Genomic DNA, 15,488 nt, shown 5'->3' with positions numbered 1-15,488 from the left:
AACGCGTGTCTCTCGACCGGGCGGCAACACCCCCCGGACCATCAATGGCAGGGCAACAAAGCCATACCCGGCCGAGCGACCAGACCCCGTCCATCGGGGTGCTCACAAGGTAACGGGCCGACGGGTGCCGCGATGTTCGATGCGTCTCACGAACACCCGCTCGGCTTCCCCATGGACCATCAGGGCGTGTACTGTCTTTCGAGTACCGCACAGCGGGACAGGCGCCATTAGCTCAGTTGGTTAGAGCAACTGACTCTTAATCAGTGGGTCCGGGGTTCGAATCCCTGATGGCGCACACTGCATGGGAAGGCCCCGTCGGATCACCGGCGGGGCCTTCTGCATACCCGCCCCGCCCACTCGCATTCGTACGGTCGCTGCGACGACGAAAAGCGCGGGGCCCCCGTCGACCCCGAAGAACCGCCCCCGGTCAGGCGCGCTGCACTGCCTCGGCGGATGTGGTGATGCGGGCGACGTGCAGCGCCAGATACGACACCTCGTCCGCTGTCAGGCTCTCGCCGAAGCGGAGGCTGACGATCGACGCGAGCTGCTCCGCCACGCGCACCGCCTCGGGATAGGCGTCGCGGATCGACTGACCGATCACGGAGGACACCTCCTCCAGCTGTTTGCCCTGCTGGATGCGGGCGAACAGGTACCGCACATGCGTGATGAAGCGGGCTGTGTTCACCGTGGACTGCTCCAGCTCCACACCGAAGCGGCTTTCGATCACGGCGAGCATCTGCTGGATCACGCCCGTCATCCGGTAGGTGAAGGCGAGGTCCCCCTGATGCGCGAAGCTCGCGTTCACCAGGTGCAGCGCGATCGCGGTCGCTTCCGAGTCCTCCAGCGGCTGCTCGACCTGGTCGTTGATCAGGCGGAGGATCGTCCGAGCCCGGTCGAGCTCCTGCGGGTAGAGGGCCCGCACCTCCGGCTCCAGCGGGTAGGCCGGCTCGTCGTCACCGGAGGCGCGGCGAGCGGCGGCGCCCGCGATGTGGTCCGCGATCGCGACCACGAGGGTGACGGACTGGGCGAGCTTCTCATCGACCTGCCGTAGGGCGTTCAGGACGGCGCGGGCGATGCCGGGATGCAGCTCGGCGAGCAGCTGCGCGAGATGGTCGGGGTCACGTCCGTCGGCCGGCACGAACGTCTGGGAGATCTTCGCGGGGTCGACCGCATCGCCGGGGCGGGCCCGGAAGCCGAGCCCCGAGCCGGTGAGGATCACGGCGCTCCCGGACGGATCGCGGGAGAGCACGATGTTGTTGTTCAGCACGCGCAGAACCTTCATCGCACCTTCCCGCTCTTCATGGATGTGTCAGACTCCCGACACCTTACTTCGCCACGCGGATCACCGCGTCACCGGCGCGGGCGGTCGAACCGACAACGGGCTCCACCGAACCGAGCGACGCGGTGTTGGTGACGGTCATCAGGGTGGTGGCGGGGTGGCCGGCGCGGCGGACCGCGTCGAAGTCCACCACGGCGAGCACATCCCCGGCGTGCACGGACTCGCCCTGCGCCACGCGGACGTCGAAGCCGTCACCGCCCATCTGCACGGTGTCGATGCCGATGTGGACGAGCACCTCGACGCCGTCGGCGGTGCGGATGCCGTAGGCGTGACCGGTGGAGGCCACTGTCATCAGCTCACCGCCGACGGGCGCGGTCACCTGCACGGACCCGGCGTGCGCATCGGGTTCGATGCCGACGCCCTCACCGAGGGCGCGCGAGGAGAACACGGCGTCATCCACGTCATCCAGGGACAGGACCGCGCCGTCGAGCGGGGCGCCGATCGTCTCCGTGGGCCCGTCGGCCCGTCCGCTGGCAGCAGAACCACCGGCAGTCTGGGCGCCGACGGAGCCCTCCGCCGAAGGTTCCGAACCGGCGGCGTGGGAGCCGGCCGCAGCGGCCGCACCAGCGCCGGCGGCACCGGCTGGGAGGGGCGCGCCGGCACCGACGAGCTCACGCTCATCCGCCGTCGGGACATCGCCGCGCTCTGCGGCTTCAGCGGCGTCGCGCTCAGCGATCGCCGCAGCGCGCTGCTCCGGCGTCATGTAGTCGGTGAACACGATCAGCAGCATGGCGGTGAAGAACGCCGCGGCGATCGCGATGATGTACACGAGCGCGGGCGAGAACACCGGGATGGTCAGCAGCGAGGTGAACACGAAGGTGGAGGCGTTGACGCCGCCGAACAGGCCCACGATCAGGCCGCCCACAAGGCAGCCCACGAGCATGCGCGGGTAGATCCGCTTGAACCGCAGGTGGATGCCGTACAGGGACGGCTCGGAGATGCCGCCGAACAGACCGGCCGCGAGCGCACCCGTGGAGGTCTGCCGCATCACGCCGTCGCGGTGACGGATGGAGAGGATGAGGACGCCGGCGGTGGCGCCGAAGCAGGCGAAGTTCCATGCGCCCATGGGGCCCTGGATGAAGTCGTAGCCGAGGGTGTTGATGTTCTGCAGCATGAGCGCGTTCAGCGGCCAGTGCAGGCCCAGCGGCACCAGGAACGGGTACAGCAGCGGGATGAGGATGGCGAACACGATCGGGGCGTTGCCGTTGAGCCATGCCAGACCGGTGCCGAGGCCGGAGCCGAGCCAGATGCCGAGCGGGCCGATGAGGAACGCGGTCACCGGGATCATGATGATGAAGCTGAAGAACGGCACGAACACCATGTGCACGGAGCTCGGGATGATCCTCTGGAACAGGCGGTACACCAGGAACAGCAGAGGCACCATCATCAGCGGCACGAAGACCTGGCCGCCGTAGTCCTGCAGCTGCAGCGGGATCCCGGCGATGTTCGCCACGCAGGACTCGGTGCCGAGCGTGGCGTTGGTGGTGCAGATCGTGTCGGCGAACCGTTCGGTGTTCTTCAGGAGGATGTATTCGGGGGTCATGACGGCGGCCATGACGGCGGCGCCCACCCACGGGTCGATGTTGAGCTTGCGGGCGGCGTTGTACGCCACCATCACGGGCAGGAAGTAGAACACGCTGCGCCACATCGCATCGACGAACACCCAGGTGGCTGACTTGTCATCGGCGCGGAAGTCGACAACGCCGAAGGCGTCGAGCACCGCGGTGAACGCGATGATGAGGGAAGCGCCGAGCAGCACGCCCAGCAGGGGGCGGAAGGAGTCCGAGAGGTACTCGAAGAAGCTGTCGAGCCAGCCGAAGCGGCCGCGCGGGCCGCCGGCGCGGGCCTCGGCCTTCACTTCGGCATCGGTCTTGGGACGCGCGGAGGAGGAGTCGCCGAGGAAGCGGGTCTCGGGCAGACTGATGATGTCGTTGTACATGCCGCCGACGGCGCCGCCGATCACCACCTGGTACCGGTCGCCTGCCTGCGGGACGGTGCCCATCACGCCGGGGACCGTGTCGAGCACGGACGCGTCAGCCTGGGCTGCGTCCTTCAGCTGAAACCGCAGGCGGGTGGCGCAGTGGGTGAGGCTGATGATGTTGTCGGGGCCGCCCACGCCCTCGACGATCTGCGCTGCTGGTGAGCGCGTCTGCTTCGTGGACATCGATGTCCCTTCCTTCCGAAGTGTGGCGAGGCACCGCGTTAAATGCGAAAAGACCCGAGACGGGCACAGTGGTGCTGTCTCAGGTCTTGCCTCGGAGGAGTAACAATCCTGCGCTGACTATAGCAGGGGCTCAGATGCCCGGCGCAGGGACGTTGGTCACCGAGCGCAGGAACGCCTGGGCGGGGGCCGACGGGCTGCTGCCGCGCCAGACGGCGCGGATGGTGCGGTCCAGTTCGTCGCCGCTGATGAAATCGGCCTCGACTTCCACGAGGGTGCCGCGCTGCAGGTCCTCGAGCACCACCAGTTCGGACAGGACAGCGGGGCCGCCGCCGGCGAGGACGGCGGAGCGGACGGCCGCGTTGGAGCCGAGTTCCACGATGGACTGCAGCACGGCCTCCTCCCCCAATGCCTGCTGGAGGGTGAGTTTGGTGCCGGAGCCGTCCTCGCGGGTGACGAGGCCTTCGGCGAGGATGTCCTCACGGGTGATCTCGGTGCGCTGCGCCCATGGGTGGCTGGGCGGCACCACGATGGCGAGGCGGTCGCGGGTGATGTCCTCAGTGGACAGGCGCGGGTGGACCGACGGGGTCTCCACGAAGCCGAGGTCGGCGCTGCCGCGCTGGACGTCGTCGAACACCCGGCTGGAGTTGCGGACCACGACGGACACGGTGATGCCGGGATGGGCGGGCCGGAATGCGGCGAGCCAGCGCGGGATCATGTGGTCAGCCACGGTGTTGGAGGCGGCGATGGCGAGGCTGCCGGTGGGGGCGGCGGCGATGTCCTCGAGGGTGCGGGCGTGGTCGCGGGCGGCGTCGAGGAGCCGGCGGGCGGTCTCGGCGGCGCGCTCTCCCGCTGGGGTGAGGCGAGCGCCGCGGGGATGGCGCGTGAGCAGCTGCGCGCCGAGGGAGCTCTCCAGGGCGCTGATGGTGCGCGACGCGTTGGGCTGGGCGATGCCGACATGGCGGGCAGCGGCCCCGATGGAGCCGAGTTCGCGCACGGCGGCGAGGAGCTGGGCGGTGCGCAGGTCGGGCAGATCCGGAAGCATACGCCGATGATATGCCCCCGTGCGGGGAGCATGCCTACCGGAAGCGACGCGAGCGGCGAAGACTTGTCCCCATGTCCCGACACGCATCGACCCCCCAGACCCTGACCGCTCCAGCCCCCGCCGCCACCCAGGCGCCGGCCACCGCACCGGCACCGGATCCGGGCCCGCGCCGCGGCATCGGCGGGCTCATCCCGGGCATTGCCCTGTGCGCCGCCGGCATCGCTCTCGCGTTCGCGATCTCGACCGTGACGGGCCCGATCAGCGCACTGATGATCGCCATCGTCCTCGGCATGCTGATGCGCAACACGATCCGCGTGCCCGACCTGGTCGAACCCGGGATCGCGTTCAGTGCGAAGCACCTGCTGCGAGCCGGCATCGTGGTGCTCGGCCTGCAGCTGGCCATCGGCGACATCCTCGCCCTCGGGTGGGGCGTTCTGCTCCTCGTGGTGGCGGTGGTCGTCATCGGCCTCGCCTCCTCTCTCGCCATGGGATCCATGCTGGGGCTCAGCCGTCCGCATTCCCTTCTGATCGGCTGCGGCTTCTCCATCTGCGGCGCTGCTGCTGTGGCGGGCGCCGACGGCGTCATCCAGGACAAGAAGGAGGAGGAAGTGGTCTCCGCCGTGGCGCTGGTGGTCGTGTTCGGCACGATCATGATCCCGCTGCTGCCGCTGATGGCCTCCGCGATCGGCTTCACCACCGACCAGACCGCGATGTGGGCCGGCGCCTCCGTGCACGAGGTGGCGCAGGTCGTCGCCATCGGCGGCGCCCTCGGCGGTGCCGCCCTCGGAGCGGCCGTGATCGTGAAGCTGGCGCGTGTGCTCGTGCTCGCCCCGGTGATGGCCGGCATTGCGATCGTGGAGCGCCGCCGCCTGCGCCAGCGCGGGGCCGACGCGTCCGCGACCACCATGCCGCCGGTGATGCCGATGTTCGTGGCCCTGTTCATCGTGGCTGTGATCCTGCGGTCGATCCTGCCGATGCCGCAGGGCCTGCTGGATGCGGCGAGCCTCGTGCAGACCCTGCTGCTGGGTGCCGCGATGTTCGGCCTCGGCGCCGGCGTCAAGCTCAGCATGTTCCGCCGCCTGGGCCTGCGCCCGGTGATCCTCGCCCTCGGCTCCACTGTCGCGGTGACGGTGGTGGGCGGCCTCGGCGCGGCACTGCTCGCCTGAGCGCCGCCGCCCCATGATCTCGAGCATCACACGCGGTGATCTGGTCAGTGCCGCCCAGCGTCTGCTTCGCCGTCACTTGTCACCTCATCGCCGACGAAGCCGCCGGGTGTGATGTTCGACCTACCTGCCTGTGGCCCCGGTTCCGAGTGGCGCCGGGGCCGCGAGGGCGATAGGGTGGTCTCCGTCGCTTCGGCGATGACCTGTTGCCTCAGCGGTCACCTGCTGTGAGCAGCGAAGCGCCATTAGCTCAGTTGGTTAGAGCAACTGACTCTTAATCAGTGGGTCCGGGGTTCGAATCCCTGATGGCGCACACTGCATGGGAAGGCCCCGTCGGATCACCGGCGGGGCCTTCTGCATGCCCCCGTCAGGTCTCCACGCTCAGCCCACCAGCACCACGGCCGCATACACGGCGAACAGGCCGAGGTGCCCCCACCCAAAGCCGGCTCCGATCCGTCCGCGGAGGAATCCGGCTGCGGTGAGGACCAGCGTGATCGCCATGATCGCGATCTCCGGCCACGATGCCGCGAGCACCACCCGCTGACCCGTCAGCGCACCGATGATCAGGACCGACGGGATCGTCAGCCCCACGGTGGACACCAGCGCCCCATGGCACAGGTTCGACACCCGCTGGATCTCCCCCGCCGCACCGGCCCGGACCGACGTGATCGTCTCCGGCAGGAACACGATCGCCGCGATCAGCAGGCCCGACAGCGCCACGGGCGCCTGCGCCCGTGTCACGGCGATGTCGAGCAGCGCCGCCATCGACTGGGAGATCAGCACGATCGGCAGCGCCAGCGCGATCAGCAGCAGAGTGCGCAGAACCAGGACGCGGGCGGCACCCGTCGGCCCCTCCCCCACTGCGGCTGACGAACTCCCCGGCGCTGCATCGGCTGGGTGCGGCGCGCCTGCCGCCGCCTCCTGGAAGTCCCGCTTCCCGCGCCCCATCTGACGAACGAGGAACACCGCGTACACCCCGGTCACGAGCACTGCCACAAGGACCCCGATCCGGGCCGACAAGGCACCGTCCGTGCCGAGCGGGTGCGGCAGAACGAACGCGATCGCCGAGAACAGGAGCGTCAGCATCAGGTACTGCGCCACCCCGCGACGATTCGGCAGCATCGGGCCGTGCCGCCGGGCCCCCACCACCAGCGACAGGCCGATCACCAGATTGAGGATGATCATCGAGACCGCGACCACGGAGTCACGGGCGATCGTCTGATGGTCGCCGGGGCCGAGCATGACCGAGGAGATCAGCGTGACCTCGATCAGCGCGATCGACAGGGTGAGCACCAGGGTGCCGTATGGGTCGCCGAGCAGGTCTGCGAGCGCTTCGGCTTCAGCCACCACTCCGAAGGAGCAGACCAGGATGATCCCGACGATCACGGCGAGCGCCACTGCGAGGACCGGCGTGGCGGGGGTGGCGGTCAGGGCCGGGGTGAGCGCAGCGAGGGCGCCGACGGATCCCCACCCGATCAGCAGTCGCGCGATCGCAGCAGGGGTCAGGACAGTGCGGGCAGTGCTGGGCATTCGAAGCCTGGTTCTGCGGGGCCGTCCCCGCTCGGTGCGGCACAGGCGGGGCCGTCCCCGCCGCATCGGTCACGCCGGCGATCCTATCCCCTGGGCAGGCCCCGCCCGGATGCGTCGCGGGCGACGCGGCCAGCCAGGCCGAGCGGCCCCGTGCGGACCGGGCCGAGGAGCCCAGGGTGCTCGGCCGAGAGGAGCCCAGCGAGGCGGGCCGGCCGGCCTCAGCTGGCTCTGAGCACGTGTTGAGGACTGTCACAAACTCGAGCCGTACGATGATCACATGAAGATCACGAAGGACCTTGAGAAGAAGTTCAACGACCAGATCACCCTCGAATTCGAAGCCAGCATGACCTACCGTCAGCTCGCCATCGAGGCCGACCGCCAGGACCTCTCCGGCATGGGCCAGTGGCTGCGCGCCCAGGCGGATGAGGAGATCGTCCACGCCAACAAGTTCATCGACCATGTGGTTGATCGTGAGGGCCACGCGCAGATCGAGAGTATTCCCGCGCCCGAGCTCACAGAGAGGACGATGACGGCCCTGGAGATCTTCCAGGCCGCCCTCGCGCATGAGCAGAAGGTGTCCGAAGCGATCCGCGAGCTGTACCGCGAGACCGAGAAGGCTGGCGACCTCGACGCCCGCCCCCTGCTCAACTGGTTCATCGACGAGCAGCTCGAAGAGGAGGCAACCGTCGGTGAGATCGTCGGTCAGCTCGAACTCGTCGGCACGGACGGCTCGGGTCTGCTCCGCATCGACCAGGAGCTCGGCCAGCGCACCTCCGACGGCACCGAGAACGAGGCCTGAGCACCCCTTGAGGTGCTGAGCACGCGCTGGTCACCGGGCCCCGTCGGCCCCCATGACCAGCACTGAACAGCAGCGCGCCCGCGAGTCCGTGCAGACTCAGCGGGCGCGCTACTGTTGTGGCCATGACCCAGCCGATCCTCGACCTCTCGCGCGCTCACCGCACGGACGTCGCCCACCACACGTTCGTCCGCGTCATCACCAAGGACCAGTTCGCGCAGATGCGCTCGGTTCCCTTCCGTCTGATGACCGCGGACCTCGTCGCCATCCTCGTGCTGGACCTGCCCGACGGCATCATCCCCCTCACCCAGTCCTCCGTGGAGCGCTTCGGCGGCTGGGACGAACTGTTCGCCATCGGCATCGACAACCTCGCCGCCATGGACCTCATCGACATCGACCGCCACGGCGACGCCACCTGCTCCTTCACCGCCGTCACCGGGGAGACCGCCCTGACGGCGTCCAAGCTGCTGGTGGGGGCCGATCTCATCGAGCAGGCCGACGGGTTCCGCCCCACGGACGACGGCTACCTCTTCGCTGCGCCGCACTTCCGACTGTTCGCCTATTCTCCGATTCGGGACGCGTCAGTGCTGCCCGCGATCCGGGCCCTGCTGCGCTTCGCCGCTCACGAGTTCAGCGGGGCCGAGCGTGAGGACCGCCTGTCCCCGCACATCTTCTGGCAGCGCGGCGAACGCATCGAGCAGCTGTCCACCCTGGAGGACGGCGGCGCCCTGTCCGTCACGTTCAGCGACGACTGCCGCAGCGTCCTCGAACGCGTCAGCGGGCAGGCGCTGTGATCGCCGCCGATCCCGCCGCGTCAGAGCCCTGCCCGTGCAGCAGCCGTGCGCCCTGGAGTGAATGCTGCGGCCCGGTCATCGCGGCGCCGTCGACCACTGGGCCCGGCGCGGCTCGGGTGGCCGCGTGGAACTGCATGAGCGTTCGCAGTTCGTCCGCGACGGCGGGGCGTGGCTCTACACCACCGGCGAGATCCTCGACTGAGACCCCGTCGGCCGCCCCGCGCCGCGAGCGCTGAGTCCGGTTACTTCTTCACCTGTGCAAGGAAGTCCTCCGCACCGCCCACGAGCTCCACGTGTCCGGTCTCGACGTCCGCGGTCGCCATGGCGACGATCTCTTCAGCGAATTCGGCGACGCTGTAGAGGCGGCCGGCGGCTTCACGGCGGGACTCCAGAGCACCCGGCTGGGCGCGGTTCAGCAGAGTCGCGGTCACCGTGCCTTCGATCATGTCCCCGGAGACGACCACGAAGCTGACGCCCTGGTCCTTCATCTCCGGCACCATCGCCGTCAGCGCATCCTCACCGGCGCGCTTGGACTTCGCCACCTCGTGGTACTCGGCCATGGTCTCCACATCGTTGATGAAGTGGGCCTGGTGGCTCGTCACGAACACCACGCGGGAGCCCGGCTGCATCAGCGGCAGCGCAGTCGTCAGGGCACCGACCTGGGCGTCGCGGTTCAGGCGCAGCGCGTAGTCCTCACCGAGGTTCTTCTCCATACCGCCGGAGGCGTTGAGCACCAGCAGGTCCAGGGAGCCGAACTCATCCACGGCGGACTGCATCAGCGTCTTCACGTCCTCAGGCTTGGTCAGATCGGCGCCGACGGCGATCGCCCGACCGCCCGCTTCTTCGATCTGCTGCACGACCTTGTTCGCGCGCGGCGCCTTCTCCCGGTAGTTCACCACCACGTTGAAGCCCTGGCCGGCGAGGAGCTTGGCGGTGTCGGCGCCGACGCCGCGGGAGGACCCGGTGATCACGGCGGTGAGGTTCTGCTGATCGTTCATCATCATTCCTGTTCGGTTCTCTGGAGGGGACGGGACTCGCCGGTTCTCAGACACGGCGATCCACCGCGCCGCCGGTGGCGAACGCGGTGGACCTCATGGCGCTGGTCAGACGACGACGCGCTTGTTGACGGGGCGCTGCTTGAGGCGCTTCACGCGCTCCTTCGCCTGGCGGAGCTCCTCGTTGCGCTCATCGTCCTGCTTGGACTTCACGGTGAGGAGCGCTGCGCCGACGACGACGGCGATGCCGGCGAGGGTGGCGCCGCCGACACCGGCTGCGGGGCCGGGCTTCGGCTTGCCATTGGAGTCGAGGAAGAACGCACGGCCCTTATCAACAGCCTCGTTCTTCGTGCGCTCAAGGACGTTCTTCGGGTTCACTCGGTCCAGCAGCTCGGCGACATCACCCGCGAGGTTGTTCTGGCGACGGTATGCGTCAGCGCGCATGTCCGCGAGGGACTCCTTGTTCTTGTCAGCCACGTTCACTCTCCATCGTCGGATCTGGGCTCATTCACCCTCCAGGGTACCGCGCGGCACCCTGGCAGAACCTTGGCCGCGACGCAGCCACCTGCGACCCGCCCCGTGACGAGCCGCGACTCGCGCTCTGGCGAGCCGGACCCGGCACCCTGACGAGCCGAGCCCTGCACCGTCGACACCTGAGACCCGCGCCGGACGCGGCCCGGGTTAGGCTGTGGGCCGCGCGCGAGTGGCGGAATTGGTAGACGCGCTGGATTTAGGTTCCAGTGTCTGAGGACGTAGGGGTTCAAGTCCCCTCTCGCGCACCACCGATCTGCGGCCGCCCCAGAGGCGGCGGGTAGAGTTGGCAGGGATTGAGACCCCGCCCACTTCCCGAACGAGGACCCCGCATGACACGCACCGCTGTTGGCACCGAATCCGCCTGGTTCGACCGCGACGAGCTCGAGTATCTGCGCAGCCGCCTGCCGATCCTCTACGTGGACATCATCCCCGTGCGCCAGGACGCCAGCGGCGCCATCACCGAAGTCGGACTGCTGCTGCGAGCCGACGGCGGCGGCCACATCGTCCGCTCCATCGTCTCCGGCCGCGTCCTCGTGCGCGAAACCCTGCGCGACGCCATCATGCGGCACGTGGAGAAGGACCTCGGCTCGATGAGCTTCCCGAAGATCCCCACGTCCATCACCCCGATGACGGTCGCGGAGTACTTCCCCACCGACGGACCCGATGTCCTCTTCCACGACCCGCGCCAGCACGCCGTGTCCATGGTGTACGTGGTGCCGGTGGAAGGCGAATGCGAACCGCAGGAGGACGCGCTCGAACTGTCCTGGTTCAGCGTCGCCGAACTGCGCGAGGGCCGTGTTCTGGAGGACCTCGAGAAGGGCCACCGCATCCTCGTGCAGCGCGCCCTCGCAAACGCCGGCCTCGCCTGAGGGGTCAGCCGCGGCTCACGCCCCCAGCAGCGCCACCACGTGCGGCGCGAGCGCCCGGAACGCTCGACCGCGGTGCGAGATCGCGTTCTTCTCCTGCGCACTCAGCTGCGCCGAGGAGACCGCGCACCCGTCGGGCCGGAACAGCGGGTCGTAGCCGAAACCGCCATTGCCCTGCGGGGCTCGCAGCATCACACCCGCCATCTCGCCTCGCTCCACGTGGGTGGCGATCCCGTCGGCCGACGGATGCGCCATCGCCGCCGCGCACACGAAGCGAGCCCCGCGATGCTCGTCCGGAACATCGGCGAGCTGCGCGAGCAGGAGATCATTGTTGGCCTGGTCGTCGCCGTGGCGGCCCGACCACCGGGCGGAGAAGATGCCCGGCGCGCCGCCGAGGACATCCACCGCGATGCCGGAGTCGTCCGCGATCGCGATCAGGCCCGTCCTCTCCGCGGCGAACCGCGCCTTGATCAGGGCGTTCTGCTCGAACGTGACGCCGTCCTCCACCACATCGGCCAGGCTCAACTCGCTCGCGGAGGTCACCAGCGCCGGGTCGAAACCGGGCATCGCCTCCGCCAGCACGGACCGCAGCTCCGTGAGCTTCTTGGCGTTGTGGGTGGACAGGACGATCCGCGGCTCAGTCATCAGCGAGGGCCCTTTCAGTTCTGGAACGCGGCGAGCTGCTTCTGGATCAGGTCGCGGCAGCCGTCACTGGCGAGGCCCAGCAGAGCGGTCAGCTCCTCGTGGCTGAAGGGCTCGCCCTCGGCGGTGCCCTGCACCTCCACGAACCCGCCGGCGCCGGTCATCACCACGTTCATGTCGGTGTCCGCGGCGACGTCCTCGCGGTACTCCAGGTCCAGCAGCGGGCGACCGTCCACGATACCGACGGACACTGCCGCCACCGAGTCCTTCAGCACGGTCGCGGCGGCCGGGACCGACGTGTGCCGCTTGCCCCACTGGATCGCATCCACGAGGGCCACATACGCGCCGGTGATGGCAGCGGTTCGGGTACCGCCGTCGGCCTGCAGCACATCGCAGTCGATCTGAATGGTGTTCTCCCCCAGCGCCTCCAGATCCACAACGGCGCGCAGGGAGCGGCCGATGAGGCGGGAGATCTCGTGGGTTCGTCCCCCGATCCTGCCCTTCACGCTCTCCCGCATGGAGCGGGAGTTCGTAGCGCGCGGCAGCATCGCGTACTCGGCGGTGACCCAGCCGGACCCGGAGCCCTTCTTCCACCGCGGCACCCCTTCGGTGAAGGACGCGGCGCACAGCACGCGGGTGCGGCCGAACTCGATCAGACAGCTGCCCTCGGCGTGATCCAGCCAGCCGCGGGTGATGCGGACCTCCCGCAGGTCACCGGGGCCGCGTCCGTCCACACGGGGAGCGTCAGCGGCGGTGCGGTCAGCGGTCGTGGGCTCAGCGTTCATCAGGTTCTCCTCGCGGATCGGATCGGTTGCGGCCCGCTCCTGCGGCGCCGTCACCGCACCAGGATGTCAGACGCTGACGGTGGCGAGCAGTTCAGCGCGCGAGATCGGCCCCTCGAACACCTCGGAGGCTTCCCGCATCGGGATCTGCGGGTCCGTCCACGCCGGAATGTGGGTCAGCAGCAGATGCTGGGCGCCCGCCTCCTGAGCGGCGACACCGGCGCGGCGGCCCGACAGGTGCAGGCCCTCGATGTGGTCGTCGCGCCCCTCGATGTACCCCGCTTCGCAGAGGAACAGGTCAGCGTCCCGGGCGAGGTCCACGAGGCTGTCGCAGGAGTCGGTGTCACCGGAGTAGGTGAGGGTGCGGCCGCCCGCTTCGATGCGGAAGCCGAACGCGGGTCCCGGGTGCCGCACCTCCCGAGCTGTGAACCGCACCGGCCCCACCTCGAAGGTGCGCTGATCGGCGAGGACCTCGTGCTTGAGTGCGGGCCCGGACGCCCCCGGCGGGGTGGTGCAGGTGTTGCCGGTGGCGGCGTTGAGCCGCGCCGCAGCGTCCTCGGGGGCGTACACCGGGATCACCGGCAGGTCCCGCTCCGGGTGGTAGGCGCGGAACACTTCGAGCGCCGCTACGTCGAGGAAGTGGTCGGCGTGCAGATGGGAGATCACAACGGCGTCGAGGTCGCACGGGTCGACGACGCGCTGCAGGGTGGAGAAGGAGCCGTTGCCGGCGTCCAGGAGGATCCTCCAGGTGCGGCCCTCATCGTCGACGTGCTGCACGAGGTAGGAGGAGGCGGGGGAATCGGCGCTCGGGAAGCTGCCCGAGCAGCCGAGAACGGTGAGCTTCACTGGTCGAGCCCCTCTTTCGAGTCGATCATGGGAATGGTCGCGGTGCGGGAGATCGCGGGGCCGAGGAACCGCTGCGACAGCTGCGCGAACTGCGAGGTGCGGCCCACGCGCGGCGCGGTCTCAGCGAACGTGTGCAGCGGCGGCTTCGCGTCCTCGCGCAGCAGGTCGCCGGCGCGCAGCTCGCGGTACACCTCCAGGGCGGTCTCCTCCGAACTGGACACCAGCGTCACCTCGGGACCCATCACGACGCTGACGGCCCCCGCGAGATGCGGGTAGTGGGTACATCCGAGCACCACGGTGTCCACGCCCGCCGCTTTGATCGGCGCCAGGTACTCCTCGGCGGCGGCGATGACCTCCGGGCCGGTGGTGGTGCCGGACTCCACGAACTGCACGAACCGGGGGCAGGCGGCGGAGGTGACCTCCACGTCCACGGCGGCGGCGAAGGCGTCCTCGTAGGCGCGGGACTTCACGGTGGCGCGGGTGCCGATCACGCCCACCTTGTTGTTCCGTGTGGTGGCAACGGCGCGGCGCACAGCCGGTTTGATGACTTCGATGACGGGGACGTCGTAGCGTTCGCGTGCGTCGGCGAGCACGGCTGCGGTGGCTGTGTTGCAGGCGATCACGAGCATCTTCACCCCGTGGTCCACCAGTTCGTCCATCACGTCCAGGGAGAGCTGGCGGACCGTGGCGAGCGGCTTGTCGCCGTAGGGGGTGTGGGCGGTGTCGCCGATGTACAGCAGTTCCTCATTGGGAAGCTGGTCGATGATCGAACGGGCGACCGTCAGCCCGCCGACCCCGCTGTCGAAGATGCCGATCGGTGCACTGTTCATACGACCAACCTAGCCACTGTCATCACCGAAGTCCGGTGCGCCCGTCACTGTGCGCCTCTTCTCACACTAGGGCCGCGGCGCGGGTCTCAGTCGGCACCCGTCGGCCGCGGTCCACCAGCGACCGGCCGCTCAGCGCAGGCCGGCGGACATCGCCCGCACGAGCGATTCCTGCAGCCAGGAGAGGAACTCGTACAGGGAGGCGAGGAAGTCCAGGCTGGCCACGCCGTCCTCGTCCTCCTTCTCGGTGACGTCGATCTGGTTGGAGCGCAGCAGCTGCAGCGCTTCGAAGTCGCCGTCGTTCTTCAGCCCCATCCGGTCGGCGAGGACGAGGCGGATCGTGGTGATGGCGCGCACGAAGTGGTCGGCCTGCTCGGCGTCCAGGACGAGCTCCTCATCGGGGCTGAGCTCATGGGCCCCGAGCGCTGCTATGACCGTGTTGAGGGTCTCGATCATCCCCTCCGCGAGGGAGGTCTGGCTGAAGCGCCGGAACTCGTCGGCAGCGCGGTCATCGTCGGGGAAGGCCGACGGGAACAGGCGCCTGACGGCGCCGTCGCGCGGGGCCGACACCTGCTGGTCGGCGGCGTGCTCCGCCTCCAGGCGCGCGAGCGGGTCATCGGAGGCGAGTCCGGGACGCGCGGCCTGGGAGTCGTCGTCGGCGTCCATCCGCAGATCCCAGCGGATCAGCTGCACCACCTCCGTGGACACCTGCGCGAACACGTTGCGCTCGTCCTGATCGAGGCGGCACATGTAGCGGCCGTCCAGCCGCGGCACGAACGAATGCGCCATCGCTCAGCCCTCCTGCTGTTCGAGGGTCGCGTTGAGGCCGAACGCGTGCATCGCCTGCACGTGCCCCTCCGCGCTTTCACGGGGGTCGGTGGAGACGATGGCGCGGCCTTCGTGGTGGACCTGCAGCATCAGCCGCTCCGCCTTCTGCCGGTCGTAGCCGAAGTGGGTGCGCAGCACGTGCACCACGTAGGACTGCAGGTTGATGGGGTCGTTCCACACCACGGTGTTCCAGAGGCGGTCCTGGACGGCGATCGCGGCGGTGTCGCGCTCCTGCTCGAGTCCGCGATCGGCATCGCTGAGGGCCGGGGCCGTTCGTCGGCGCTCCGGGCTCGCCTCGACCATGGGTGCTCCTCCCCTCCCGCCGGCGGCGGTCTGATGT

The 15,488-nt window shown here is 69.2% G+C and carries 17 protein-coding genes and 3 tRNA genes; 8 read left to right on the top strand and 12 right to left on the bottom strand.

The features are described from left to right. Positions 1 to 221 precede the first annotated feature (221 nt). Positions 222 to 295: transfer RNA gene (locus FHX50_RS01625), tRNA-Lys, on the top strand. 132 nt (positions 296 to 427) lie between these two features. Here the strand turns inward: FHX50_RS01625 and FHX50_RS01620 are convergent. The 3 genes from FHX50_RS01620 to FHX50_RS01610 form a co-directional block, all read right to left on the bottom strand. Next, positions 428 to 1,282, bottom strand: coding sequence for a PRD domain-containing protein (locus FHX50_RS01620; RefSeq protein ID WP_183373828.1), 855 nt, complete (start codon positions 1,280 to 1,282; stop codon positions 428 to 430). 43 nt (positions 1,283 to 1,325) lie between these two features. Next, positions 1,326 to 3,503 carry a glucose PTS transporter subunit IIA gene (locus tag FHX50_RS01615; RefSeq protein ID WP_183373821.1) on the bottom strand — a complete coding sequence of 726 codons (2,178 nt, stop codon included), beginning with the start codon at positions 3,501 to 3,503 and terminating at the stop codon, positions 1,326 to 1,328. Between the two features lie 130 nt (positions 3,504 to 3,633). After that, entirely contained in the window at positions 3,634 to 4,545 is a 912-nt protein-coding gene (locus FHX50_RS01610) for a LysR family transcriptional regulator (RefSeq protein WP_183373819.1), read from the bottom strand. Positions 4,546 to 4,616: 71 nt separating this feature from the next. Between FHX50_RS01610 and FHX50_RS01605 the strand changes: the two genes are divergently transcribed. Next, positions 4,617 to 5,711 carry a YeiH family protein gene (locus FHX50_RS01605; RefSeq protein ID WP_183373817.1) on the top strand — a complete coding sequence of 365 codons (1,095 nt, stop codon included), beginning with the start codon at positions 4,617 to 4,619 and terminating at the stop codon, positions 5,709 to 5,711. A 236-nt stretch (positions 5,712 to 5,947) separates the two neighbouring features. Further along, a tRNA-Lys gene (locus tag FHX50_RS01600) sits at positions 5,948 to 6,021 on the top strand. A gap of 68 nt (positions 6,022 to 6,089) precedes the next feature. On the opposite strand, the gene FHX50_RS01595 is transcribed toward FHX50_RS01600, so the two are convergent. Beyond that, a complete protein-coding gene (locus FHX50_RS01595; protein ID WP_183373815.1) occupies positions 6,090 to 7,238 on the bottom strand; it encodes a calcium:cation antiporter in 1,149 nt (382 codons plus the stop codon). A 277-nt stretch (positions 7,239 to 7,515) separates the two neighbouring features. On the opposite strand from FHX50_RS01595, the gene FHX50_RS01590 reads away from it, so the two are divergent. From FHX50_RS01590 to FHX50_RS01580, 3 genes are all read left to right on the top strand, one after another. Further along, positions 7,516 to 8,037: a ferritin gene (locus tag FHX50_RS01590; protein ID WP_183373813.1), complete on the top strand. Its 522-nt coding sequence runs from the start codon at positions 7,516 to 7,518 to the stop codon at positions 8,035 to 8,037. A gap of 122 nt (positions 8,038 to 8,159) precedes the next feature. Next, on the top strand, positions 8,160 to 8,828 hold the full coding sequence (locus tag FHX50_RS01585; protein ID WP_183373811.1) for a hypothetical protein: 669 nt from the start codon (positions 8,160 to 8,162) through the stop codon (positions 8,826 to 8,828). A gap of 61 nt (positions 8,829 to 8,889) precedes the next feature. Next, a complete protein-coding gene (locus FHX50_RS01580) occupies positions 8,890 to 9,030 on the top strand; it encodes a YchJ family protein (RefSeq protein WP_183373810.1) in 141 nt (46 codons plus the stop codon). A gap of 40 nt (positions 9,031 to 9,070) precedes the next feature. Here FHX50_RS01580 and FHX50_RS01575 read toward each other — a convergent pair whose 3' ends face one another. Together FHX50_RS01575 and FHX50_RS01570 are read right to left on the bottom strand one after the other, a co-directional pair. Continuing rightward, positions 9,071 to 9,826, bottom strand: coding sequence for an SDR family oxidoreductase (locus FHX50_RS01575; RefSeq protein WP_183373808.1), 756 nt, complete (start codon positions 9,824 to 9,826; stop codon positions 9,071 to 9,073). Between the two features lie 105 nt (positions 9,827 to 9,931). Beyond that, positions 9,932 to 10,300, bottom strand: coding sequence for a DUF3618 domain-containing protein (locus FHX50_RS01570; protein ID WP_239376307.1), 369 nt, complete (start codon positions 10,298 to 10,300; stop codon positions 9,932 to 9,934). A 220-nt stretch (positions 10,301 to 10,520) separates the two neighbouring features. Between FHX50_RS01570 and FHX50_RS01565 the strand changes: the two genes are divergently transcribed. Beyond that, a tRNA-Leu gene (locus FHX50_RS01565) sits at positions 10,521 to 10,605 on the top strand. An 81-nt stretch (positions 10,606 to 10,686) separates the two neighbouring features. Continuing rightward, positions 10,687 to 11,226 carry a DUF4916 domain-containing protein gene (locus FHX50_RS01560; RefSeq protein ID WP_183373806.1) on the top strand — a complete coding sequence of 180 codons (540 nt, stop codon included), beginning with the start codon at positions 10,687 to 10,689 and terminating at the stop codon, positions 11,224 to 11,226. A gap of 15 nt (positions 11,227 to 11,241) precedes the next feature. Here FHX50_RS01560 and rdgB read toward each other — a convergent pair whose 3' ends face one another. The 6 genes from rdgB to clpS form a co-directional block, all read right to left on the bottom strand. Then, positions 11,242 to 11,868 carry an RdgB/HAM1 family non-canonical purine NTP pyrophosphatase gene (rdgB, locus tag FHX50_RS01555; protein WP_183373804.1) on the bottom strand — a complete coding sequence of 209 codons (627 nt, stop codon included), beginning with the start codon at positions 11,866 to 11,868 and terminating at the stop codon, positions 11,242 to 11,244. Positions 11,869 to 11,882: 14 nt separating this feature from the next. Beyond that, a complete protein-coding gene (gene rph, locus FHX50_RS01550; protein ID WP_183375240.1) occupies positions 11,883 to 12,650 on the bottom strand; it encodes a ribonuclease PH in 768 nt (255 codons plus the stop codon). Between the two features lie 66 nt (positions 12,651 to 12,716). Further along, the gene (locus tag FHX50_RS01545; protein ID WP_183373802.1) at positions 12,717 to 13,493 is read right to left on the bottom strand and encodes an MBL fold metallo-hydrolase; all 777 of its coding nucleotides are present in this window, start codon (positions 13,491 to 13,493) and stop codon (positions 12,717 to 12,719) included. Then, positions 13,490 to 14,323, bottom strand: coding sequence for a glutamate racemase (gene murI, locus FHX50_RS01540; RefSeq protein WP_183373800.1), 834 nt, complete (start codon positions 14,321 to 14,323; stop codon positions 13,490 to 13,492). Before murI ends, FHX50_RS01545 begins: the two co-directional genes overlap by 4 nt. A 129-nt stretch (positions 14,324 to 14,452) precedes the next feature. Next, the gene (locus FHX50_RS01535) at positions 14,453 to 15,109 is read right to left on the bottom strand and encodes a DUF2017 family protein (RefSeq protein ID WP_183373797.1); all 657 of its coding nucleotides are present in this window, start codon (positions 15,107 to 15,109) and stop codon (positions 14,453 to 14,455) included. A 3-nt stretch (positions 15,110 to 15,112) separates the two neighbouring features. After that, a complete protein-coding gene (clpS, locus tag FHX50_RS01530; RefSeq protein ID WP_183373795.1) occupies positions 15,113 to 15,451 on the bottom strand; it encodes an ATP-dependent Clp protease adapter ClpS in 339 nt (112 codons plus the stop codon). Between the last annotated feature and the right edge of the window lie 37 nt (positions 15,452 to 15,488).

The organism is Helcobacillus massiliensis, from assembly GCF_014191425.1.
Classification (GTDB): Bacteria; Actinomycetota; Actinomycetes; order Actinomycetales; family Dermabacteraceae; genus Helcobacillus; species Helcobacillus massiliensis.
The sequence above is the reverse complement of the archived record's forward strand: the minus strand, read 5'-3'. Positions and strand labels throughout refer to the sequence as shown.

Excerpts from the sequence above, each read along its gene's own strand:
- FHX50_RS01620 (WP_183373828.1), bottom strand. The coding sequence starts at position 1,282 with ATGAAGGTTCTGCGCGTGCTGAACAACAACATCGTGCTCTCCCGCGAT.
- FHX50_RS01615 (WP_183373821.1), bottom strand. The coding sequence starts at position 3,503 with ATGTCCACGAAGCAGACGCGCTCACCAGCAGCGCAGATCGTCGAGGGC.
- FHX50_RS01610 (WP_183373819.1), bottom strand. The coding sequence starts at position 4,545 with ATGCTTCCGGATCTGCCCGACCTGCGCACCGCCCAGCTCCTCGCCGCC.
- FHX50_RS01605 (WP_183373817.1), top strand. The coding sequence starts at position 4,617 with ATGTCCCGACACGCATCGACCCCCCAGACCCTGACCGCTCCAGCCCCC.
- FHX50_RS01595 (WP_183373815.1), bottom strand. The coding sequence starts at position 7,238 with ATGCCCAGCACTGCCCGCACTGTCCTGACCCCTGCTGCGATCGCGCGA.
- FHX50_RS01590 (WP_183373813.1), top strand. The coding sequence starts at position 7,516 with ATGAAGATCACGAAGGACCTTGAGAAGAAGTTCAACGACCAGATCACC.
- FHX50_RS01585 (WP_183373811.1), top strand. The coding sequence starts at position 8,160 with ATGACCCAGCCGATCCTCGACCTCTCGCGCGCTCACCGCACGGACGTC.
- FHX50_RS01580 (WP_183373810.1), top strand. The coding sequence starts at position 8,890 with ATGCTGCGGCCCGGTCATCGCGGCGCCGTCGACCACTGGGCCCGGCGC.
- FHX50_RS01575 (WP_183373808.1), bottom strand. The coding sequence starts at position 9,826 with ATGAACGATCAGCAGAACCTCACCGCCGTGATCACCGGGTCCTCCCGC.
- FHX50_RS01560 (WP_183373806.1), top strand. The coding sequence starts at position 10,687 with ATGACACGCACCGCTGTTGGCACCGAATCCGCCTGGTTCGACCGCGAC.
- rdgB (WP_183373804.1), bottom strand. The coding sequence starts at position 11,868 with ATGACTGAGCCGCGGATCGTCCTGTCCACCCACAACGCCAAGAAGCTC.
- rph (WP_183375240.1), bottom strand. The coding sequence starts at position 12,650 with ATGAACGCTGAGCCCACGACCGCTGACCGCACCGCCGCTGACGCTCCC.
- murI (WP_183373800.1), bottom strand. The coding sequence starts at position 14,323 with ATGAACAGTGCACCGATCGGCATCTTCGACAGCGGGGTCGGCGGGCTG.
- FHX50_RS01535 (WP_183373797.1), bottom strand. The coding sequence starts at position 15,109 with ATGGCGCATTCGTTCGTGCCGCGGCTGGACGGCCGCTACATGTGCCGC.
- clpS (WP_183373795.1), bottom strand. The coding sequence starts at position 15,451 with ATGGTCGAGGCGAGCCCGGAGCGCCGACGAACGGCCCCGGCCCTCAGC.